The 20,745-nt window shown below is 45.7% G+C and carries 22 protein-coding genes; 21 read left to right on the forward strand and 1 reads right to left on the reverse strand.

Features of this window, described 5'->3' with window-relative positions; genetic code table 11:
* Positions 1 to 118 precede the first annotated feature (118 nt).
* The gene (locus tag MJB10_RS09870) at positions 119 to 2,062 is read left to right on the forward strand and encodes a stalk domain-containing protein (RefSeq protein WP_314804140.1); all 1,944 of its coding nucleotides are present in this window, start codon (positions 119 to 121) and stop codon (positions 2,060 to 2,062) included.
* 94 nt (positions 2,063 to 2,156) lie between these two features.
* Here MJB10_RS09870 and MJB10_RS09875 read toward each other — a convergent pair whose 3' ends face one another.
* On the reverse strand, positions 2,157 to 4,067 hold the full coding sequence (locus MJB10_RS09875; RefSeq protein WP_314804142.1) for an FAD-dependent oxidoreductase: 1,911 nt from the start codon (positions 4,065 to 4,067) through the stop codon (positions 2,157 to 2,159).
* A 211-nt stretch (positions 4,068 to 4,278) separates the two neighbouring features.
* Between MJB10_RS09875 and rsgA the strand changes: the two genes are divergently transcribed.
* The 20 genes from rsgA to dnaG all read left to right on the forward strand — a co-directional run bounded on the left by rsgA (position 4,279) and on the right by dnaG (position 20,727).
* Positions 4,279 to 5,343 carry a ribosome small subunit-dependent GTPase A gene (rsgA, locus tag MJB10_RS09880; RefSeq protein WP_314804144.1) on the forward strand — a complete coding sequence of 355 codons (1,065 nt, stop codon included), beginning with the start codon at positions 4,279 to 4,281 and terminating at the stop codon, positions 5,341 to 5,343.
* An 89-nt stretch (positions 5,344 to 5,432) separates the two neighbouring features.
* Complete coding sequence (locus tag MJB10_RS09885) at positions 5,433 to 5,783, forward strand: histidine triad nucleotide-binding protein (protein WP_314804146.1); 351 nt, start codon at positions 5,433 to 5,435, stop codon at positions 5,781 to 5,783.
* A gap of 115 nt (positions 5,784 to 5,898) precedes the next feature.
* Complete coding sequence (gene rpsU / locus MJB10_RS09890; RefSeq protein ID WP_028558020.1) at positions 5,899 to 6,072, forward strand: 30S ribosomal protein S21; 174 nt, start codon at positions 5,899 to 5,901, stop codon at positions 6,070 to 6,072.
* Between the two features lie 8 nt (positions 6,073 to 6,080).
* Positions 6,081 to 6,524: a GatB/YqeY domain-containing protein gene (locus MJB10_RS09895; protein WP_314804153.1), complete on the forward strand. Its 444-nt coding sequence runs from the start codon at positions 6,081 to 6,083 to the stop codon at positions 6,522 to 6,524.
* Between the two features lie 134 nt (positions 6,525 to 6,658).
* On the forward strand, positions 6,659 to 7,312 hold the full coding sequence (locus tag MJB10_RS09900; RefSeq protein ID WP_314804156.1) for an NfeD family protein: 654 nt from the start codon (positions 6,659 to 6,661) through the stop codon (positions 7,310 to 7,312).
* Between the two features lie 27 nt (positions 7,313 to 7,339).
* Entirely contained in the window at positions 7,340 to 8,329 is a 990-nt protein-coding gene (floA, locus tag MJB10_RS09905; protein ID WP_397386589.1) for a flotillin-like protein FloA, read from the forward strand.
* 17 nt (positions 8,330 to 8,346) lie between these two features.
* Complete coding sequence (locus MJB10_RS09910) at positions 8,347 to 8,748, forward strand: hypothetical protein (RefSeq protein ID WP_314804159.1); 402 nt, start codon at positions 8,347 to 8,349, stop codon at positions 8,746 to 8,748.
* Positions 8,749 to 8,913: 165 nt separating this feature from the next.
* Positions 8,914 to 9,192: a sporulation protein YqfC gene (gene yqfC / locus MJB10_RS09915; protein WP_314804162.1), complete on the forward strand. Its 279-nt coding sequence runs from the start codon at positions 8,914 to 8,916 to the stop codon at positions 9,190 to 9,192.
* Positions 9,193 to 9,221: 29 nt separating this feature from the next.
* The gene (yqfD, locus tag MJB10_RS09920) at positions 9,222 to 10,415 is read left to right on the forward strand and encodes a sporulation protein YqfD (RefSeq protein WP_314804164.1); all 1,194 of its coding nucleotides are present in this window, start codon (positions 9,222 to 9,224) and stop codon (positions 10,413 to 10,415) included.
* Between the two features lie 33 nt (positions 10,416 to 10,448).
* Positions 10,449 to 11,387, forward strand: coding sequence for a PhoH family protein (locus tag MJB10_RS09925; protein WP_397386623.1), 939 nt, complete (start codon positions 10,449 to 10,451; stop codon positions 11,385 to 11,387).
* 36 nt (positions 11,388 to 11,423) lie between these two features.
* The gene (locus tag MJB10_RS09930; RefSeq protein ID WP_314805554.1) at positions 11,424 to 13,652 is read left to right on the forward strand and encodes an HD family phosphohydrolase; all 2,229 of its coding nucleotides are present in this window, start codon (positions 11,424 to 11,426) and stop codon (positions 13,650 to 13,652) included.
* Positions 13,653 to 13,681: 29 nt separating this feature from the next.
* Positions 13,682 to 14,218 (forward strand): rRNA maturation RNase YbeY, encoded by a 537-nt coding sequence (gene ybeY / locus MJB10_RS09935; RefSeq protein ID WP_314804186.1) that lies wholly within the window; start codon positions 13,682 to 13,684, stop codon positions 14,216 to 14,218.
* The gene (locus MJB10_RS09940) at positions 14,218 to 14,922 is read left to right on the forward strand and encodes a diacylglycerol kinase (protein ID WP_314804190.1); all 705 of its coding nucleotides are present in this window, start codon (positions 14,218 to 14,220) and stop codon (positions 14,920 to 14,922) included. The genes ybeY and MJB10_RS09940 overlap by 1 nt, the downstream gene beginning before the upstream one ends.
* Before the next feature lie 39 nt (positions 14,923 to 14,961).
* A complete protein-coding gene (gene cdd / locus MJB10_RS09945; RefSeq protein WP_314804193.1) occupies positions 14,962 to 15,375 on the forward strand; it encodes a cytidine deaminase in 414 nt (137 codons plus the stop codon).
* Between the two features lie 6 nt (positions 15,376 to 15,381).
* The gene (era, locus tag MJB10_RS09950; protein ID WP_314804196.1) at positions 15,382 to 16,281 is read left to right on the forward strand and encodes a GTPase Era; all 900 of its coding nucleotides are present in this window, start codon (positions 15,382 to 15,384) and stop codon (positions 16,279 to 16,281) included.
* Positions 16,282 to 16,386: 105 nt separating this feature from the next.
* Positions 16,387 to 16,539: a YqzL family protein gene (locus MJB10_RS09955; RefSeq protein WP_314804199.1), complete on the forward strand. Its 153-nt coding sequence runs from the start codon at positions 16,387 to 16,389 to the stop codon at positions 16,537 to 16,539.
* Between the two features lie 41 nt (positions 16,540 to 16,580).
* Positions 16,581 to 17,330, forward strand: coding sequence for a DNA repair protein RecO (gene recO / locus MJB10_RS09960; protein ID WP_314804203.1), 750 nt, complete (start codon positions 16,581 to 16,583; stop codon positions 17,328 to 17,330).
* Positions 17,331 to 17,462: 132 nt separating this feature from the next.
* Positions 17,463 to 18,275, forward strand: coding sequence for a pyruvate, water dikinase regulatory protein (locus tag MJB10_RS09965; RefSeq protein WP_314804206.1), 813 nt, complete (start codon positions 17,463 to 17,465; stop codon positions 18,273 to 18,275).
* Between the two features lie 91 nt (positions 18,276 to 18,366).
* Complete coding sequence (locus MJB10_RS09970) at positions 18,367 to 18,831, forward strand: YaiI/YqxD family protein (protein WP_314804208.1); 465 nt, start codon at positions 18,367 to 18,369, stop codon at positions 18,829 to 18,831.
* Between the two features lie 48 nt (positions 18,832 to 18,879).
* The gene (gene dnaG, locus MJB10_RS09975; RefSeq protein WP_314804211.1) at positions 18,880 to 20,727 is read left to right on the forward strand and encodes a DNA primase; all 1,848 of its coding nucleotides are present in this window, start codon (positions 18,880 to 18,882) and stop codon (positions 20,725 to 20,727) included.
* Positions 20,728 to 20,745: the final 18 nt, after the last annotated feature.

Here is a 20,745-nt window from a genome sequence, read left to right on the forward strand (position 1 = left end):
GGAATCACATTTTGTCGAATCCGCTGACTTTTTTGTCGTTTATATGCGACTTTTCTTTTATTGCAGCGTATCTACTACAGGGAACTTTTTACAACTTGATGGAGGGAGACTGTTTTACTTGAACTTTCACAAACGAATTGGCATCATTTCACTAGCAGTTGGAATTTTGGCTGCAGGCATTGGACAATCACCAGCACCTGTACGTGCAGATGTCGTCTGGGATCATTGGACCCAAGCGGATGCTCTGCAAGCTGCAGGTAATTCCAAAGGGGCTGTTCCGCACTGGCAATTCCTTACCGATTATTATGCTAGCAATGGGGATTGGGAGAATGCGGCTCTTTTTAGCGGCAAGCTAGATAGCTATTTTGATGAAATTGGTGATTATGATCAAGCGATTTATTACTATGAACAGGAAAACAAGTTCTGGGTGAATGCGGGTAAGGATTGGGGCGCAGTTAAATTACAACGTGCGGATCAGATTCGTACAACGGTTGAGCTTTATCGCGAAGAAAGCTCCGAATCTATCGTTCAGGCGCTAACACAGCCTAAAGGCAGCTCGCTTGCCAAATTTGAACCTGCATACGGTACGTATTTGGGTATCTACTCTGAACAAGATCCTAAAGTCGGTAATATTTTCACCAAAATGCAATCGGTCTATGGCAAAAAGCATGCCATTTATTTGGCTTATGCGCATTGGGGACAAACTTTCCCATCCTCTTATGCCAAGCGTGCCAAGGACGCAGGTGGTGCCTTGCAAATCGCATGGGAGCCAGATGATGGTTTAGACCCTGTAACAGACGGGGCGTACTTACGAAGCTGGGCGCGAGAAGCTAAAGCGGCAGGTATTCCAATCTTCTTGCGTTTTGCGGGTGAGATGAACGGTGCATGGGTCAAGTGGCATGGGAATCCAGCTCAGTATATAGCAAAGTTCCGTATGCTGCATGATGTCTTTGCTGCAGAAGCGCCAAATGTAGCGATGGTATGGAGTCCAGGAGACGTGCCAGCCAATGATATTGATCCGTATTATCCAGGGGATGCCTACGTAGACTGGGTAGGGGTTAGCTTATACATCGAGCCGTATGAGAATGGGGACCCTTCACTGCCATCGATGCTTGCCACTAGTAATGTGGAGCGTCTAACAAGGTTGTACAATACATATTCCGATCGGAAGCCGCTTATGATGAGTGAAACGGGCGTGCCCCATTATTCACATTCGGCTGGCGAAGATTACACAGAATGGGCGAAGTTGAACCTGCAACGTTTGTACGAAATTATGCCTTATAAGTACCCGCGGTTGAAAGCCATTACTTACTTTAACGTAGATCAGGGTATGAGTAATGCGAAGAATGATTATTCATTGTCAACATCCTCTGACATTCAAAGCTATTACAGCGGATTGATTGCAAATCCTTACTTACTTTCGGATGTGAAGGATGCCGCGAAACCAACGGATCATGTAGGTTATGTGCCGATTGATTCAAATCATCCAGCATTTACGAAGCAAACTAGAATTGTTCCTTTTATCAAAATTCCTGATGTGTACATAGGCAAAGTGGAATACTTGCTGAATGGCCGTGTGATCAGCTCGCAAACCAGCTTACCTTATGGATTGGAGCTTAAAGCAGGGGAAGTGCCGGAAGGCTCTGTGCTCCAACTACGCATTCTTAATAAGTCAGGACAGCAGGTTGCCCTCCGAACTTTCAGCCTATCCTCACAGGTTTCGGTTGACATTAATGGGGCAACCCAACAGTTCGAGCAGCCGCCAGTTATCGTTAATGGCTCTACGTTTACGCCGCTCCGCGCGATCTTCGAAGCTATGGGAGCCAAGGTGGATTACGAAGCCTCAACGAGAACGGTAACAGCGACCAAAGGCAGCACAGTTGTTAAGTTGACGTTAGATCAGAGTACAGTTTACGTGAATGGTGTTGCCAAACAACTGGAAGAGCCTGCAAGACTAGTGAACGGGTATACGCTTGCGCCTGCAAGATTCGTCGGTGAGACGTTTGGCGGTACCGTAAACTGGGATGGTTCAAGCCGTACGGTGACGATTACAACGAAATAAACCTGCAAACTAAAAAAGCTGCTCACCTACTGACACAAGTCAGAGATGAGCAGCTTTTTAAATATACGCGTTTATTAGTTATTCAAAGCTCTTCCTACACATGCTGCAAAGCTTGCTCAACTTCCTGCACAATCGCTAACGCCGCGGTACGCGCACTCGAGAAAGCACGTTCTGCGAGCTCGCCTTTCCCTGTGCAGCCGTCGCCACAGAAGTAGAAAGGAATATTTTCAACGCGGATTGGGAGCAATCGGTTGGTAGAAATGTTTTTTACGCTGGATACCATCGCTTTTTTGGAGACACGCTTAACCGCTGTGACATCGCGCCAGCCAGGATAGTGCTTATCAAACAGATTTTCCATCTGTGCTGTTTTATTATCCAAGTATGCTTTCCGTTCTTCTTCACTCTCGAATTGGTCACTGAGGTAAGCGATCCCTTGCAGCAATTGGCCGCCATCAGGAACGAGCGTATGGTCAGTCGCGGAAACGTCGCTGATGAACAATTTGTTATCCATGTCGCTGATATAACTAAACGGTCTTGCGACAACTTGGCTAAGCCCGATATCATAAACCATAACCTCAGTAGCTGTGTTTGCCTCATATGGTGCGAGGAATGGCTCCCATGCCGTGCCTTTTAACAATTTTACAACCTGCTGAACAGGCATAGCGAAAATTACCTTATCGAACGCCATTTCACGAGTTTTTGTTTTCAAAACGAATTTGCGATCTTCATACCGCAGGCCATCGACGCCTTCTTGAAGAGCGATTTCCCATTTGCCGGTTGCTGTCACCTTTTGTTTTAACTGATTCGTGATCACAGCCCAGCTGCCAAGAATATAATTGACGGGCTTACTGGAAAGGAACAAGTTATGGTAATACTCGCTGATTACCGCTCCAGAAACGTTCCGCGCATCCTCTGGGGTGATAAAGAAGTTCGAGCAAACCAGGTGCTCCCAAAGCTCTTTTACATCTTCATCTGCATTCGATTCCGCCAAGTAGTCAGCTAATGTTGCATAATTTTTGATATTGTGTATATTCGCGATAATCGCGGCGATTTCACCTACAAAACGAACCTTTTGGGCGGTGTTCAGCAGATCCGTTCTCAGCAGATTGATCGCATCCAGAGGTGCAGTTGTCAGTTGGTCATGCTTCGCATATACAACCTTGCGTTTATCAACTTGTTTGGAGGAAAAAGAAAGCCCCAGTTCTCGTTCCATATTCGTAATTGTATGACGATCGATGCCATAAATCGCATGAGCCCCGTAGTTAAGTGTGAATCCAGCCTTTTCATACGTAAAAGCGCGCCCGCCAAGTTGCGGACTTCTCTCGAATAGAATCCCTTCTACGTGTGGATTTTCGGATAAATAAGCAGCAGCTGTAAGGCCGGCAAGTCCTCCGCCAATAATAGCTATTTTCATGATGTTTTCCTCCTTGGGGACTAGATCTACTTGCAGGGACGCCTGAGGGGCTTCAGAACGAAGACCTACCCATAACCAGGCTAGATTGTTTCTCATCATCGTGACGAGATCGGCATGTTCCTGATTGCACCATGTGCGAATCGTTCCTGCATACATGCAGACGAGTAATTCAATTTTGGTTGGATCTGGGAGCCAGTGCAGCAAGCTTTCGGTTAAAACATCGAGTTGATGCTGTTCTTCCAGCTTCACGGTTTCATTTTGTAGGGAAAGAGCCTGCAAACTGCGTATCAGTCTTGGGGAGAGTCGAATGTTCGACGCTAAGTCTAAAAACAAACGATTGATGTGTCCCTCAAGCGATTGGACCTTCGAGGGAGGTTGTTTTACCCAGTCTTGGATCAATTGAATCTGCTTGCTAAATAGAGCGGAAATAATGGCATCTTTACTTTTAAAATAATGATAAAAGGTACCCTTTGATGTGCTCGTAGCGGCGATGATATCGTCAACCGACACATTTTCATAGCCTTTCTCCATGAACATGGCAAGGGCGACATCCATCATGACATCCCGCTTTTTGCGGGTGGAAGCTCTCATGAACTGGCTCATCCGATCACTCCATTCTGGCGATCCATTTATCCCTATTATATGCAAAAGTAGACTTAGAGTCTACAAATGAATTGACCTCTGTTCGAATGGCGTTGCAGATGTAAAGGATAATTTAGCCTTAACCATTCTTTCCCGTGTGAGGTACAGTGGATAGGTATATACTCTGAGTAAGATCAGCTCGAAAGGATGAAAGTACCACTTGAACAAAGTCGAACTAGGTTGGCATTCTTTTTTTGAAAAAAGCTGGGAGTCGCGATGGAATGAAGAAGGCTATGTGGCAGGCCGCGTCTCATTGGAGCATAAGCATATGTACCGAATTCAGACGGAAGCTGGTGAAATGCTAGCTGAAGTGTCTGGCAAAATGCGTCACAATGCTGAACGACGGGAGGATTATCCTGCCGTAGGCGACTGGGTCGTGGCTTCCCTCAGGGAAGGAGAGCAGCGCGCGGTCATCCATGGCATTCTACCTCGTCGAAGTAAGTTTTCCCGCAAAGTGGCGGGTCAAGTCATTGAAGAACAAATCGTTGCTGCGAATGTAGATACCGTTTTTCTCGTCATGGCACTTAATCAAGATTTTAATGTTCGCCGAATGGAACGGTACTTGGTTATGGCTTGGGAAAGCGGGGCCAATCCAGTCATTGTATTGAGTAAAGCCGATCTTTGCCCCAATCCAAATGAACTGGCTGCCGAAGTCGCTTCCGTGGCGATTGGTGTTCCAATTCATATTATCTCTTCTGCGGAAAACCGCGGCTTGGATGAATTGAGAGACTATATGTCACCTGGCAGCACGGTTGCTCTGCTAGGGTCGTCAGGTGTTGGGAAATCCACCTTAGTCAATCGAGTCTATGGCAGGGATATTTTAAATACAGGTGATATTCGTCTTGGTGATGACAAAGGAAAACATACCACAACGCATCGTGAGCTTATTTTGCTGCCGGATGGGGGCATTTTAATAGATACGCCTGGTATGAGGGAACTTCAATTGTGGAATGCCTCAGAAGGAATAGGGACCTCCTTTCAAGATGTTGAGGAGCTCACTGAGCAATGTTTCTTCCAAGATTGTAAGCACGAGAATGAACCCAAGTGCGCTGTGAAAGCTGCTTTAGAACAAGGCGCGTTGGCTGCTGAGCGATTCCAGAGTTATGTGAAATTGCAGAAGGAATTAGCCTATTTAGCTCGGAAGGAAGACAAGGGCTTGCAAGCCGCGGAGAAAGCGAAGTGGAAGAAGATTCACCAATCCCTCAAAAGCCAACCTCACCGTTAATGCAATATAATTTGGATTGGATTTTTTGATGGCTTTCCGATAAACTTATAAGTAAGTAGTTATCCAATGTCGGGGGGACGATCGGATCCATGTCAGATTGTGTTTTTTGTAAAATTATTGCCGGGGACCTTCCCTCTAAAAAAGTCTATGAAGATGAGCATATTCTAGCTTTTCATGACATCCAGCCAGCAGCACCGATTCATGTTCTCATCATTCCGAAGAAGCACTTTGCATCTTTGGCTGCAGGTGAAACGGAGGATTGGGCGGTAGTTGGGCAAATGCAACGCGTTGCTGCGCAAATTGCTAGAGAACTAGACGTCGAACAGTCTGGTTATCGTGTAGTTACGAATATTGGAGATAATGCTGGCCAAATTGTTCACCATTTGCATTATCATTTGATGGCTGGCGCAAGATTAGCTCCTCTAGGTGTTCATAACTAAACATTCCTATTAGGAAACATTAGGTTTGCGATTGACACCCTAATTACTATCACCTATAATGAGATTTGATGAACCGTTTTGTCTTAGATGGTCTGTTCGGAGGGAGGGAAAACTGTTGTCAGAAACTCGAGTTCGTAAGAACGAAACTATAGATGCTGCACTTCGTCGCTTTAAGCGTTCCATCGCTAAGGATGGCGTTCTTGCAGAAGTTAAGAAACGTAAGCATTATGACAAGCCTAGCGTTAAGCGTAAGCTTAAATCTGAGGCTGCTCGCAAAAGAAAGTTCTAGGAGGCAACATGAGCTTAAGCGATAGATTGAACGAAGATATGAAACAAGCGATGAAGAGTCAGGACAAGTTTAAGCTCTCTGTAATTCGAATGGTGCGTTCTACGATTAAGAATTCTGAGATTGATCTGAAAAGACCCTTAGACGACAATGAAGTGCTTGATGTTCTAACTCGTGAAATCAAACAGCGTAAGGATTCCCTCCAAGAATTTACGAAGGCAGGTCGTGACGATCTAGCCGACAACCTGACGGCGGAACTTGCTATTCTAGCTGAGTACATGCCGCAACAGCTTTCTGAGGAAGAAGTGAAAGCCATTGTACAGCAGACCATCCAGCAAATTGGTGCTTCTTCCAAAGCGGATATGGGCAAGGTGATGACGGCTTTGATGCCTCAGGTTAAAGGACGCGCTGATGGTAAAGTTTTGAATCAGTTAGTTCAACAATTATTAGGTTAATCCCAAATATGTTAGTTAAAGACCGAGCGGATCGTTCCACTCGGTCTTTTTTCATCTAATAAATTTTGAAACAAGTCATACAATATTACGTACATACCTTATGATGGAAGTCTTTGGGAAAGGAGTGAAGAAAGATGTTTCTTGATAACTTATCCGCCTTTCTGACTCATCCTGTAACAGCTACCGTATTGTTAATGGTAGGAATCATTGGTATCGCGCTTGAGTTGCTTTTTTTCAGTGGTGGTTTGTTGGCTCTTGCAGGGGTTGCAGGCTTTGCCCTGTATTTCCTAGGCTATTACTTAGCAGGCATTGCAGGCTATGGAGATTTGGCCGTGTTCATCATCGGCATCGTGTTGCTTGCCCTTGAATTGGTCGTTCCTAGCTTCGGTATTCTCAGTGTTCTCGGTGCCATCTGTTTATTCGGCGGCGTGCTGCTGGCGTCATCCGACCCGAAAGAAGCAGGATTGATGTTGGGTATTGCACTACTAGTTGCAATCATAGCGGTTAGCATAGCGATCAAATACTGGAAGCATCGCGGTGTCTGGAATCGGTTTATTTTGAAAGAGCAGCTAACAACAAGCAAGGGTTTTGTTTCGCAACCAGATAAATCACAATTAATCGGATTAACAGGGCTGGCGCTTACACCATTAAGACCAGCGGGCACGGCCCTCATTCAAGGAGAACGTGTGGACGTTGTCACGAATGGCAGTTTTATCGACACGCAACGAAACATTATCGTTGTCCAAGTGGAAGGCGTTCGTGTCGTCGTGAAGGAATTAGACTCATAACCTACCATTCTAGGAGGAATTGAAACGATGACGATTGACCCAGCATTGTATTTGGTACTGCTCGCAGCCATCATTATTATTGTATTATCGGTATTACTTAGTGTTGTGCCTGTCATGTTGTGGATCTCGGCTTTAGCGTCTGGTGTACGTATTAGCATTATAACGTTAATTGCTATGCGGTTGCGTCGTGTAACACCCAGTCGTATTGTGAATCCGATGATTAAAGCGACGAAGGCAGGCATTGATCTGAGCGTCAACCAGCTCGAAAGTCATTTTCTAGCGGGTGGTAATGTGGATCGCGTCGTGAATGCGTTGATTGCAGCGCATCGGGCCAAAATTCATTTGGAGTTTGAACGCGCGGCAGCGATTGATCTAGCAGGACGTGATGTGTTACAAGCGGTGCAAATGAGCGTGAATCCGCGCGTAATCGAGACGCCGAATGTATCGGCAGTAGCGAAAAACGGGATTGAAGTAAAGGTTATTGCCCGTGTAACGGTGCGCGCTAACATTGACAGACTTGTTGGTGGCGCAGGGGAAGAAACGATTATCGCTCGTGTAGGCGAAGGGATCGTCACGACAGTGGGTTCCAGCCAATCTCATAAAGATGTGTTGGAAAATCCAGATTTGATCTCACGAACGGTACTTGGCAAAGGACTAGATGCAGGTACAGCCTTCGAGATCTTATCCATTGATATTGCCGATGTGGATGTAGGCAAAAATATCGGTGCGCATCTGCAAACGGAACAAGCAGAAGCAGATAAGCGTATCGCGCAAGCGAAAGCCGAAGAACGCCGCGCAATGGCCGTTGCCGCAGAGCAAGAAATGAAGGCTAAAGTAATTGAAATGCGTGCCAAAGTTGTCGAGTCAGAGTCACAGGTTCCCCTTGCGATGGCCGAAGCGCTGCGAAACGGTCAATTAGGAGTCATGGACTATATGAATTTGAAAAACATTGAATCAGATACCCAAATGAGATCATCTCTGGGCAAAATGAATGATGGGAAGCCAGAGAAAGAATAACGCAATGAGGTGATCCCATGGAATCGCTACTCGTATTTCTTTTCAAAAACTGGTACCTGGCCATTATCGCTGTTGCCTTCTTTTATCGCCTTCAGAGCCGCAGGGCGCACTCGCAGTCGAAAAATACGACGCCAGGTATGCCTTCTTTCGGTGGCAACCCAGAGGTCGCTAGGAGGCCCTCTCAGCGTAAACCTTCTCCGCCGCCTGTTCAACAGACAGTTCGGACCGATCCGAAGGTTTCACCGTTTACCGAACCAAAAGCGAAGGCAGTTCCAGCTGATTCACCTATTTACGAGAACGACATTTCCAAATCGTCAGTTTTCCCCGCTGGGCCCAATCGCGAACAATTGCTGCAAGGTATCGTATGGGCAGAGGTTCTGGGCCCGCCGCGATCGAAGAAGCCTTTCCGCAAACGATAAGCACGAAGCACTCTCTCCAACTGAATTGGAGCAGGGTGCTTTTTTAGTTCTTGCGCGGACATAAAAACAGCCACACTCGCATAATTTGGTAGAAAGTCTATGCGCTGCGGCGTAGTCGTTTATTTTACATGTTCGATCTTCGAGTTGAGGGGGTACTGCCCAGCTATGCGTCGCTTGTCCCGCAAATGGAACCAGTTCACGGCCAAGATCCTTGATCTTCCCCAAGATGTTGTACAGGATTTACCGCGGATTACGATGATCGGCAACGTACAGCTGTATGTAGAGAATCACCGTGGCGTACTTCATTTTTCCAGTGAGAACCTGAAGCTTGAATTAACAAAGGGAACGCTCGAAGTATTCGGTAGGCAACTAGTCATTCGAGCGATTCTATCGGAGGAAGTTTTCATCGAGGGAATTATCGATAACGTGAAATATATACCGTAATGGTTGAACGAGGAACTGGAGGCTGAATCATGAAACAATCCCTATTCATTGCCCGATTGCGAGGCTATGTGCGCATACAAATTCGAGGCAAGGACTGCGAAAGGTTGATTCGTCCCATGGTGGAGGATGGTTTCTCCATTTGGGATATTCAAGCTGGCCAAGAGGGGAAGCTCGAGCTCTGCATCCTGATTAAGGATTTCTTTCGACTTCGTCCGCTCCTAAAAAGGACAGGCTGCAGATTGCATGTCTTGGAGCGGTTCGGTATGCCTTTTTTTATGGAGAGGATTGGCCGTAGGAAAGTGTTCCTTGGAGGGATTATAGCTTTCGTCATAGGCATCTATGTACTGACTTCACTTGTCTGGCAAGTGTCGGTAGAAGGTAACGACCGGATTGCGTCTGGGGATATTTTGCAGGCTGCTTCAAAGCAGGGGATTCATAAATTTCAATGGAAATTCAAACTGAATAAGTCAGAGGAACTCTCTCGAGCCATTCAGCAAGATCTGCCGCGTGCAGCGTGGGTTGGCGTCGAGATTCGCGGTACGCACATTACAATCAAGGTGGTTGAGGCCACGATTCCAGATAAATCACAGCTGCGTGATCCGAGAAATATCGTTGCATCCAAGAGTGCCTTAGTAACTGTAATCCAAGCGCAGAAAGGCAAACCGATGGTCAAACCCAATACGTATGTGCGAAAAGGGACCATTCTGATTTCAGGTACGATTGGCGATGAGCAAAATAGCCAAGTGGTCGTCGCAGATGGTAAGATAAGGGGAGTCGTCTGGTATACCTCCCGAATTGAAGTTCCGCTTACGAAACAATATAAAGTCTTCACAGGCGAAGCTGTACATCGGAGCTATCTCGTTTTTGGGACAAGAGCCTTACAACTCACAGGTTATGGCAAAACTTCGTTTGAGCATTTCGAGACGATTCCAGAGCGCAAAACGTTAGCGTGGCGATCATTCTCACTACCTCTAGGCTGGCTACACGAGAAGGTACAGGAGGTTCATTTAATCAAGGAACCCGTGGAACCTGCAGTGGCCAAACAGACGGGCATTGATCAAGCGAAGGCCAAACTGCTCGCGGCCGCAGGTGAGGATGCTAGGATTGTCGGAGAAAAGATTTTGCATGAAAAAACAGAGAATGGTAAAATTTATATAGACGTTCATTTTGAGGTCGAAGAGAATATAGCCGAAGTACAACCAATTGTGACACAAGGAGAATGAGGCCTGTTGATAGACAATGTGCAAACTGTGAAAATGACGTTAAAAAACCCGGCTGAGGGACTTGCTTTATTTGGGCCGCAAGATAAATTTCTATATATTATCGAGCAAGAAATTAATGCTCAAATCTTTACGCGCGAAGCTGAAATATCGATACAAGGCAGGGCTGCCGAAGTGAACTCACTTCAGCAGCTCTTTGAAGTTCTTTTGCAGCTCATCCGTAATAATTACACATTGACTGAGCGTGATGTCCATTATGCTGTCGAGCTAGCGAAGCAGATGAAAGCAGAACAACTGCTTGATTTGTTTAAAGGAGAGATCACGTCCACCCACAAAGGCAAGCCAATTCGAGTCAAAACGATTGGACAAAAGAAATATGTAGAAACGATCAGGAAGAAAGACGTAGTGTTCGGAATTGGTCCCGCAGGAACGGGGAAAACGTATCTGGCTGTTGTTCTTGCTGTCACTAGATTGAAAGAGGGCGCAGTAAAACGCATTGTGCTAACGCGCCCTGCGGTAGAGGCTGGAGAGAGTCTAGGCTTCCTTCCAGGTGACTTGCAGGAAAAAGTTGACCCCTATTTACGCCCATTGTATGATGCTCTTAATGACGTCCTAGGTCCTGAACAAGTGGCTAAATCGTTAGAGCGTGGACTTATCGAAATTGCGCCATTAGCCTATATGCGTGGCCGTACGTTAGATGATTCGTTCATCATTTTGGACGAAGCGCAGAACACAACGCCAGAGCAAATGAAAATGTTTCTGACAAGGCTGGGCTTCGGTTCGAAGATGGTTATTACGGGCGATGTTACGCAAATTGACTTGCCTCGTGGTAAGTCCTCGGGGTTAGTTGAAGCATCTCGTATACTCAGCAACATTGAGGAGATTGGGTTTATTCATTTCGATGAGGGGGATGTCGTTCGTCACTCGCTCGTTCAGAAAATAATTGTTGCCTATAATGCAGAAACGACGAAGTAAGTTAGGTTGGAGAGACAGAGAGGAATGACCTCCGTAATGAAGAATGAAGTGCAGATGAAAGGCAAATTTCATTATCGGCTGAGCGGATGGAAATACAATACAGGCATAAGGGTGGTCATGTTTCTCTTGCTGGGGGTAATTTTCTATACCGCTCTTTATGCTAAGCTTGTTCCTCAAGTCTTTGATATTACGCTAGGGATGAAGAGTGAGAAGACGATTTATGCCCCTGAACAAATTGAAAACGCCGTCGCGACAGAGCAGGCCAAGGAAGATGCTGCAAAACGTGTCCAGCCTGTCTACCGAATCGTCAACTTGAAAAATGAAGTAATTAGCGATGCTATTTTTGATAAATTATCTCAAATTAATGCCGATGAAGAAGTGAAATTCGATGATAAGGTTAGCATTTACCGTCGGGTGATTCCGCAAATCATCAGTGATTTAACGAACGATGCGATCAAAACGCTTCGCAATAGCGGTCAATACAACGATTTGCTATTGGAGCAAATGCAGTCAGGGCTTGACGAGCAGAAGTATCCACTGCCAGAAGAGGTCTATTTCAAACTGCCAAGGCTAACGAAAGAAGACTTGGCGGAAATGCGGCCGGTCACCAAAGATATCGTTACGAAGTTGATGAATGATCAGATTTTAGATGCCCAAACCGCACGAGCGAAAGTTGCCGAAGTCGTAAACACATCGAAGCTGGCCAAGAATACGTCACGTGAAATGGTTACGGAGATTGCAAGGGCGCTGATTACGCCGAACAAATTTTTCGATCAAAAGGGTACAGATGATGCCAAAGGACAAGCTCGTGAAAATATGAAGCCTGTCTATATCAATAAGAACGATGTGCTCGTCAAAGCGGGCGACGTCATCACGGAAGAAATTTATACCCGACTCGAGAAGTTAAAGCTGTTGAAAGATAAAGCGAATCATTTGCCTCAAGTCGGCCTAGGTATTCTATCTGTACTTCTATGCTTCGTGATGTTTATGTTCGTTAAGCAAAGTATGATGGAACTCAAGTACAACAATTCCCAATTGGTTATGTTAATTTTAATTTTCGCCATGAACATATCAGGTATGAAAATTATTTCCTTTCTCCAAAATGTAGAGTATCCAATTATCGGTTATTTGGCACCAACCGCACTGGGAAGCATCCTGATCGCTATTTTGTTGGACGCGCCTCTAGCGTTCATCGCTTCAGTCATCTTCTCGTTTATCGCTAGCATCATTTTCAACACCGAGCATGATTTGCTGTTTGATTTCCGTTTCGGTTTGGTTAGCTTAGTGGGATGCTTTAGTGCAGTGTTTACGATCCAACGTGCGAGTCAGCGTGCAACGATCCTGAAAGCCGGTCTCATGATTGCCTTTTTCTCCATGTTAACGATCACGTCGATGCTGTTATTGGAGGATCACTTCCAACAGAAGGAAGTGCTGATGTCCTTGGCTTTTGCAACGGCTGGGGGATTGGCGACGGTTGTGTTTGTGATCGGACTGCTGCCATTCTTTGAGGCCTCATTCGGCATTCTATCACCGCTTAAGCTCGTGGAGCTATCGAACCCGAATCATCCTTTGCTGCGCAAGTTGTTAACAGAAACGCCTGGCACGTATCATCACAGTGTGATGGTGGGGAATCTCTCTGAAGCGGCTGCTGAATCGATTGGCGCAGATGGCTTGTTATGCCGGGTTGGCTCCTATTATCACGATATTGGAAAAACGAAACGACCTAGCTACTTTATCGAAAATCAAACGAACATTGAGAATCCGCACGATAAGATCGATCCGAACTTGAGCAAGTCCATTATTGTCGCACATCCGCGTGATGGTGTTGAGATGCTAAAGGATTTCAAAATGCCGAAGCCCATCCGGGACATCGCGGAACAGCATCATGGAACAACGCTCCTGCACTTTTTCTATTATAAAGCGATGAAGCTAGCGCAAGAAGAGAATAGTGAGAAAGGAATTCGTGAGGAAGATTTCCGTTATGCAGGTCCGAAAGCTCAGTCGAAGGAAGCGGCAATCGTAGGGATCGCGGACAGTGTTGAAGCCGCTGTGCGCTCATTGCGTAATCCAACGCTTGAGCAAATCGACTCCATGGTTACGAAGATTATTAAGTCTCGTTTGGATGACGGACAGTTCAATGAGTGTGATTTGACACTGAAAGAACTGGATACGATCGCGAAGACACTGAATGAAACGTTGCTCGGCATTTTCCATTCACGCATTGAATATCCAAGTGAAGTGACAACGAAAAAACCAGGCGCCTAAGCGGAAGGTCAAATAGGGAGGTTGTTAACATGGCGAGTGTTGATTTGACATTAGCATGGAGCAGTGAGCAAGAAGTGAAAGAAATCGCTCCTGCATTTATTGAAAAGTTAGAAGAGCTTCTGAAGCTCGCGGGTGAGCTGGAAGGCGTTACGGAAGGCGAAGTTGCACTCACTTTCGTCGATGATGAAACGATCCAAGACTTGAACAAACAATATCGCAATTTGGATAAACCAACGGATGTGCTATCCTTTGCGATGAGCGAGTTCGGTGATGATGAAATTCAGATTAATTACGAAGATGATGGGGATGACGCCGAAGGGGAGCTTGAGGAAGGTGAAACGGTTTCTGAGGCGTTCATTGAGCCGCTAGGGGATATTATTATTTCGGTGCCTCGAGCGATTGCCCAAGCGGAAGATTACGGTCATTCCGTGGAACGGGAGCTTGGCTTCCTATTCGTTCACGGTTTCTTGCATCTAATTGGCTATGATCACCAAAGTGAAGAGGAAGAGGGAGTGATGTTCGCCAAGCAGGAGGACATTTTACAGAAGGCAGGCTTGACGCGCTAATGGCCGGCGGTTTCCGGAAATGGCGCAGCAGCTTTCGATACGCCTATGAAGGAATCAAATATGCACTAGATACGCAGCGGAACATGAAATTTCATTTCACCGTTGCGTTTTTGGTCCTACTGGCAGCACTTCTTATTCATTTATCGAAGACAGACATCTTGTTTATCTTACTTGCTGTCACATTAATGATCGTTACCGAACTTATTAATACAGCTGTTGAAAAAGCGGTAGATCTTGCGATGCCTGATCAGCATCCGCTTGCCAAAATCGCCAAGGACGTCGCCGCGGCGTCAGTTTTGGTGTCTGCGGTATTTGCCGTAGTCGTAGGCATGATTATATTCTATGAACCGATCGATCGCCTGCTGCGGCATGCGAGATTGGAAGAGACTCCGATTTCAGCAGGCACCATCTGGGTGCTGATCGCGTTAGTCATCCTGACGGTGATCGTGATTGAGACACGCTTTGCTGACAAAGGGAAGCTCGTCCGTCCTAGCTTGCTGACAGCGATTGCTTTTGCCATATCGACAGTTATCCTAGTGTTTGTTGCGCAAACGATCGTCGTACTGCTCGCCTACACGCTCTCTATTATTATCTTGATTGTCTTATTTGATAAGAAAACAAGACCATTCCCCGCGCTATTTTTAGGCGCATTAATTGGCATTGTAGTGACGCTCCTCGCTTTTTCATGCCTAAACATGCTATAACTTAACTATTAGTCAAAATAAACGGATCGGGGTATGGAGATGGAACCTCAACAACTCATTGAACTCGCCAAAGAAGCGATGAAGCGTGCCTATACGCCTTATTCTCATTTTAAGGTCGGCGCCGCGCTGTTGGATGCCAATGGACATGTTCACTTCGGCTGTAATGTCGAGAACGCGGCCTACGGTCCTACGAACTGTGCAGAGCGAACAGCTTTGTTCCGTGCGATAGCAGATGGGCATGCGCAAGGGTCATTTCGAGCCATTGCGGTAACAGGAGATACAGAAGGTCCGATTTCACCTTGCGGGGTCTGCCGTCAAGTTTTGATTGAGCTATGCAGTCCAGAAATGCCCGTCTATTTAAGTAATCTCAAAGGAGCTTTCGTTCAAACGACCGTGGGAGCATTATTGCCTGGCGCTTTTACAACGAAAGATTTGCACACAAACGGAGGATAAGTACTAGTGGCCAAACAAGAATTTAAATCAGGCTTTGTTGCAATTATCGGAAGGCCTAATGTTGGGAAATCAACGCTAATGAATCAAATTATCGGCCAGAAGATCGCCATTATGTCCGACAAGCCTCAGACAACTAGAAACAAGATTCATGGCGTTTATACGTCAGCTAATGGTCAAATTGTTTTCTTGGATACACCTGGTATCCATAAACCTACGTCTAAGCTTGGGGATTATATGAGCAAAGTTGCTCATGGAACACTGGGCGAAGTCGATGCCGTACTTTTCCTAGTTGATGTTGCGGATGGCATTGGCGGCGGAGACCGTTATATTATTGAGCAATTGAAGAATGTCGAAACACCTGTCATTTTGGTACTGAACAAAATCGATCTGATCCAACCAGAGCAATTGCTTGAAATTATCACAAAGTACAAAGATTTATATAACTTCGCGGAAATTATTCCGGTGTCAGCTTTGAAAGGGAATAACGTGACTACGCTGCTTGAGCAGATTATTCGTTATTTGCCAGAAGGTCCTCAATACTATCCTGCGGATCAAATTACCGATCATCCAGAGCAATTTGTTTGCGCGGAGCTCATTCGTGAGAAAATTTTGCATATGACACGGGAAGAAATTCCACATTCGATCGCGGTACAAATCGAAGATATGCGCGTGGAATCGAACGGTGTTGTTCATATCTCTGCTGTTATTTTCGTCGAGCGCGATTCGCAAAAAGGGATTGTTATCGGCAAGCAAGGCGCATTGCTCAAGTCAGTGGCTACGCAAGCGCGCCGCGACATTGAAACGCTGCTTGGCTCCAAAACCTTCTTGGAGCTGTGGGTCAAAGTGAAGAAAGATTGGAGAAATCAAGATCGAGTTCTGCGTGATCTCGGTTTCCGTCACGATTAATCCACACCGCTCATAATTCCCTGAGAGTACCAGTTTTTAATTCGCATAGTGAAGCCCCCATTGCACATCCTATGAACATCACGTTCGATGGGGAGGATGCTGAACATGAAAGATTTTTCGTGGACGTATTTTTCAAAGACCGGTGATGTAGACGCCTATCTGCTGTACAAACAAGTAACGGGAGAGCCTGGCATGGATACGGAAGTTCAGGAAGAGGATCAAAGTAACGAAGAGCCGCTCGACGGTCTAACGATGTAACGTGATTATAAGGCGTTAGCGGCTTTCATGGGGGAAGCCAATTGCTGCAAAGTGTCCAGGGAATTGTCATTCGTAGCATGGACTACGGTGAAGGGAACAAAATTATCCGTTTATTCACCCCCGAGCTGGGGAAGGTTGGCATTATGGCTCGCGGAGCGAAGAAATTGAAAAGCAAGCATGGCGCCGTTACGCAGCTGTTTACGTACGGCGATTTTGTTTTTTTCAAACAGCGGGGACAGATGGGCTCATTAAACGGTGCGGAAATCATTGAGGCTCATCATGCGCTTCGCGAAGATTTACACAAATCGGCGTATGCTTCTTATTTAGCTGAAATGACCGATCGCATGTTAGCGGATGAAGAGGGGAATGCCTTTCTTTTCGAACAACTTCGTGCGGGTTTGATGGCCATAGAAGAAGATAAAGACATGCAAATTATTACGCATCTCTATGAGATGAAAATGTTTGATTTGGCGGGGTACTTACCTGTCACTGATGCCTGTGTTTCTTGTGGCGAAACCGCTGGTTTAACGACGTTCAGCCCAACGTTAGGCGGGACATTATGCTTGCGTTGTCGACATAAAGACCCTTCGACGATTCCAATCGGCGAAGGAACCTACAAACTGCTTCGGCTATTTCCAAGGATGGATATGCGCAGATTAGGTTCCGTACAGGTGAAGGAAGAAACGAAGGCGCAGCTGAAACTCTGTATGCGTACCTATATGGATGTACATATCGGCGTTCAATGGAAATCAAGAGGGTTTATTGAACAAATGGAGAAATACAATATCTAGCGGCTGCTAGCCAAATTGACATGTGATTCTGGCTTTGATATGATGGTTGGAAATCACCTCGCCCTTGTGCAGTCGCATATCGGTGAGGTTTTTCAGTTTAGGGTCTTGTCCCTGTTGGAAGGGGTTAAATGGATGAATAACACACAACCTACGCGTGTATATGTCGTTTCGGATTCTGTCGGGGAAACAGGGGAATCCGTCGTTCGAGCAGCGGCGATGCAGTTTCATCCTGTTCCTGTTGAAATTGTACGTGCTCCTTTTATTCATGATTTCGAAGGCATCGATAAAGTGATTAACGCCATTCGTACACACGGTGGAATTGTTGTCTTTACGCTTGTTATCCCAGAGTTGCGGGATGATTTAATTGCGAAATCCAACCAGTACGATATTCCTTATATCGATTTACTGGGACCTGTCGTTACCGCACTAGGGCATGCGCTGCACCAAGAGCCGCGTCGGCAGCCAGGCATGATTCATCCGTTGGATGAGGACTATTTCAAGAAAGTGGAAGCCGTCGAATTTGCTGTAAAATATGATGATGGCCGTGATTTCAGCGGCATTCAGAAGGCAGATATCATTTTGCTGGGCGTATCCCGCACTTCCAAAACGCCGTTATCGATGTATCTCGCGCACAAAAGATTAAAGGTAGCCAATGTGCCGCTTGTACCTGAAATGCAGCCGCCAGCGGCCATTTATACCGTGCCGAAAGATAAAATTATAGGTCTTCGTATCGACCCCGATAAATTGAACGTGATTCGACAAGAACGGCTGCGCACATTAGGTTTAGCGGAAAATGCAACCTATGCCAATGTAGAACGTATTAAACTAGAACTGGATTTTGCTGATAAAATTATGAGTAAAATCGGGTGCGTCATCTTCGATGTATCGAATCGCGCGGTAGAAGAAACGGCAAGTTTGATCATGGATCATATCGAACATGTTTAATCTCCTTTTATGTCATGTCTTGCAGGATTTTTTGTATGTCCATCGTATATAATAGTACGGTGAGATTTCAACAAAAGGCAGGAGCTGTCAAGTGGTTGCCAGAACTATTATTGTGGATGCCGATGCATGCCCTGTAAAGGCGGAAATTGAACAAGCGGGCAGAGAATTTGGTGTACAAGTTATGCTAGTTGCTTCTTACGATCACAAGATGAAGGAAAGTACCGGCGTTAAGGTTGTACAAGTCGATCGTTCCGATCAATCTGTCGATTTATATATTGCGAATCAGATTCGGTCAGGAGATATTTTGGTGACACAGGACTTCGGGCTTGCCGCCTTAGGCTTAGCGAAGGGTTCGATCTGTCTAACGAATCGGGGGCAAGAATATACCGATAGTTCAATTGATTACCTCCTGGAGCGCCGTCATGCCTCTGCCAAAATGCGAAGAAATGGAAAGCATACAAAAGGCCCCAGGCCATTTACCGAGGAAGATCGTAAAAATTTTCTACATGGTTTGACAAAACTTTTAAAATATTTGCAGGAAATCGAAAAGAAGTAGCGAATACTTCTTAGTCGGAAAAGCGACCTGAATTGTAGGTGGATTGAAATGAGGTACGGACGCATACCTGAAGAGGTAATTGAGGCTGTACTGAAGCGCCATGATATTGTAGATGTCATTGGCAGGCACGTACATTTAAGTAAACAAGGGCATTATATGAAAGGGCTGTGTCCCTTTCACTCAGAGAAGAGTCCTTCCTTCACCGTGACGCCGGAGAAACAAATTTATCGTTGTTTCGGGTGTCAGGCAGGCGGAAACTTGATTCGTTTTATTATGGAGATTGAAGGGCTAAGCTTTGCTGAAGCTGTTACAAAGCTCGCAGAAGATGCGGATATCCCCATTACGTGGGAAGAACTATCCGAGGAACAGAGCGAGGGGCAACAGGAGAAAGCAACATTGTTGAAAGCTTATGAGTTTGCTGCCAAGTTCTATCATTACGTATTGGGCAACACCGATCAAGGGAGAGCGGCCAAAGGCTATCTCACCTCAAGAGGGATATCCGATAAGTTGATTGACACTTTCCAGATTGGTTATGCACCGTTAATGTGGGACACGCTCGTTCAGCAATTGGATAAGCGAGGATTCGATTTAGCACTCATGGAAAAGGGTGGACTCCTTTCCGCCAAACATGAAGGTCATGGTTACGTGGATAAATTCCGCGAACGTATCATGTTCCCTATTTGCGACTCTACGGGTAAAGTAATTGCTTTTGCTGGAAGAGCCATGGGAGATGCTCAGCCCAAATATTTAAATAGTCCAGAATCAATTCTTTTTAATAAGAGTCGAACCTTATACAATCTTCATTTAGCTCGTCCTAACATGCGCAAGCAGCAGCAGGCGGTTATTTTCGAAGGGTATGTGGACTTAATTAAAGCTTGGGAAGCTGGCGTCATGAATGGTGTTGCCTCGATGGGAACAGCGCTTACGAAAGAGCATGCACTCATTCTCAACCGAAATGCTGATGAAATCGTCATCTGTTATGATGGCGACAATGCAGGGCAATCCGCTGCTTATAAGAGCATTCCTTTATTGGAAGAGACAGGTAGCCGAGTCACGGTCGCGATGCTGCCAGATGGGAAGGATCCCGACGATTATATTCGCAATTATGGGTTTGACCGATTCGCAAGGGAGATCATTGGATCTGCCGTGCCATCGATGAAATATAAGCTGTTATATATCCGTAGGAATTTTAAATTGCATGAAGACGATGAACGACTTCGTTATCTGCAATCTGCTGTGAAATTGATTAGTCATTTACAATCTCCAATGGAACGTGAACATTATCTCAAACAGCTAGCATCTGAGTTCCCAGATTCCTCGTATGAAGCGATGAAGTTGGATCTTCATGAAATCTTGCTGCAGTCGGAAAAAAAACGGTGGGATGGGGATAATAAACCAATTCTGTGGAATAATGTTATGAATAATGGGAGAACAGCGGAACGAACACGGAAAAAGACCCCCTCGTTACTACCAGCCTATCATAACGCCGAAAGGTTAATTTTGGCTGTGATGATGCATGATCGTGACGTATGTGCGCACGTTGAAGCGCAATTGGGTGATCAGTTTAATGTTGAAGCTCACGCAGTCTTAGCTGCTTATTTATATGCTTACTACGCTCAGTATGTAGAGCCCGATGCAAGCCGGTACATTGCCATGCTGCAAGACGAACAGCTGGAGAGCTTGGCAAGCTCCATCGTTATGATGGGAGCAGGCCATGGAATGAACGAACAAGTGATTGACGACTATATTCGCCAAATTCGTAAAGTTCCCATGCAAGAAGAAGTAGAACGCAAGAAAGAAGAACAAGTTCGCGCAGAACGCGCGGGCGACCATCTTAGAGCTGCACAAATAGCAATTGAAATTATTGCCCTAGAAAAACGGTTGAAGTCATCTTAGATAGACTGATATGACTAG

This window comes from Paenibacillus sp. MBLB1832 (assembly GCF_032271945.1).
Lineage (GTDB): Bacteria > Bacillota > Bacilli > Paenibacillales > NBRC-103111 > Paenibacillus_E > Paenibacillus_E roseopurpureus.

Bases quoted from the DNA above. Each gene is read 5' to 3' on its own strand.
- MJB10_RS09875 (WP_314804142.1), bottom strand. From the start codon at position 4,067: ATGAGAGCTTCCACCCGCAAAAAGCGGGATGTCATGATGGATGTCGCC.
- MJB10_RS09885 (WP_314804146.1), top strand. From the start codon at position 5,433: ATGTCAGATTGTGTTTTTTGTAAAATTATTGCCGGGGACCTTCCCTCT.
- MJB10_RS09895 (WP_314804153.1), top strand. From the start codon at position 6,081: ATGAGCTTAAGCGATAGATTGAACGAAGATATGAAACAAGCGATGAAG.
- MJB10_RS09900 (WP_314804156.1), top strand. From the start codon at position 6,659: ATGTTTCTTGATAACTTATCCGCCTTTCTGACTCATCCTGTAACAGCT.
- floA (WP_397386589.1), top strand. From the start codon at position 7,340: ATGACGATTGACCCAGCATTGTATTTGGTACTGCTCGCAGCCATCATT.
- MJB10_RS09910 (WP_314804159.1), top strand. From the start codon at position 8,347: ATGGAATCGCTACTCGTATTTCTTTTCAAAAACTGGTACCTGGCCATT.
- yqfC (WP_314804162.1), top strand. From the start codon at position 8,914: ATGCGTCGCTTGTCCCGCAAATGGAACCAGTTCACGGCCAAGATCCTT.
- yqfD (WP_314804164.1), top strand. From the start codon at position 9,222: ATGAAACAATCCCTATTCATTGCCCGATTGCGAGGCTATGTGCGCATA.
- MJB10_RS09925 (WP_397386623.1), top strand. From the start codon at position 10,449: ATGACGTTAAAAAACCCGGCTGAGGGACTTGCTTTATTTGGGCCGCAA.
- MJB10_RS09930 (WP_314805554.1), top strand. From the start codon at position 11,424: ATGAAGAATGAAGTGCAGATGAAAGGCAAATTTCATTATCGGCTGAGC.
- ybeY (WP_314804186.1), top strand. From the start codon at position 13,682: ATGGCGAGTGTTGATTTGACATTAGCATGGAGCAGTGAGCAAGAAGTG.
- MJB10_RS09940 (WP_314804190.1), top strand. From the start codon at position 14,218: ATGGCCGGCGGTTTCCGGAAATGGCGCAGCAGCTTTCGATACGCCTAT.
- cdd (WP_314804193.1), top strand. From the start codon at position 14,962: ATGGAACCTCAACAACTCATTGAACTCGCCAAAGAAGCGATGAAGCGT.
- MJB10_RS09955 (WP_314804199.1), top strand. From the start codon at position 16,387: ATGAAAGATTTTTCGTGGACGTATTTTTCAAAGACCGGTGATGTAGAC.
- MJB10_RS09965 (WP_314804206.1), top strand. From the start codon at position 17,463: ATGAATAACACACAACCTACGCGTGTATATGTCGTTTCGGATTCTGTC.
- dnaG (WP_314804211.1), top strand. From the start codon at position 18,880: ATGAGGTACGGACGCATACCTGAAGAGGTAATTGAGGCTGTACTGAAG.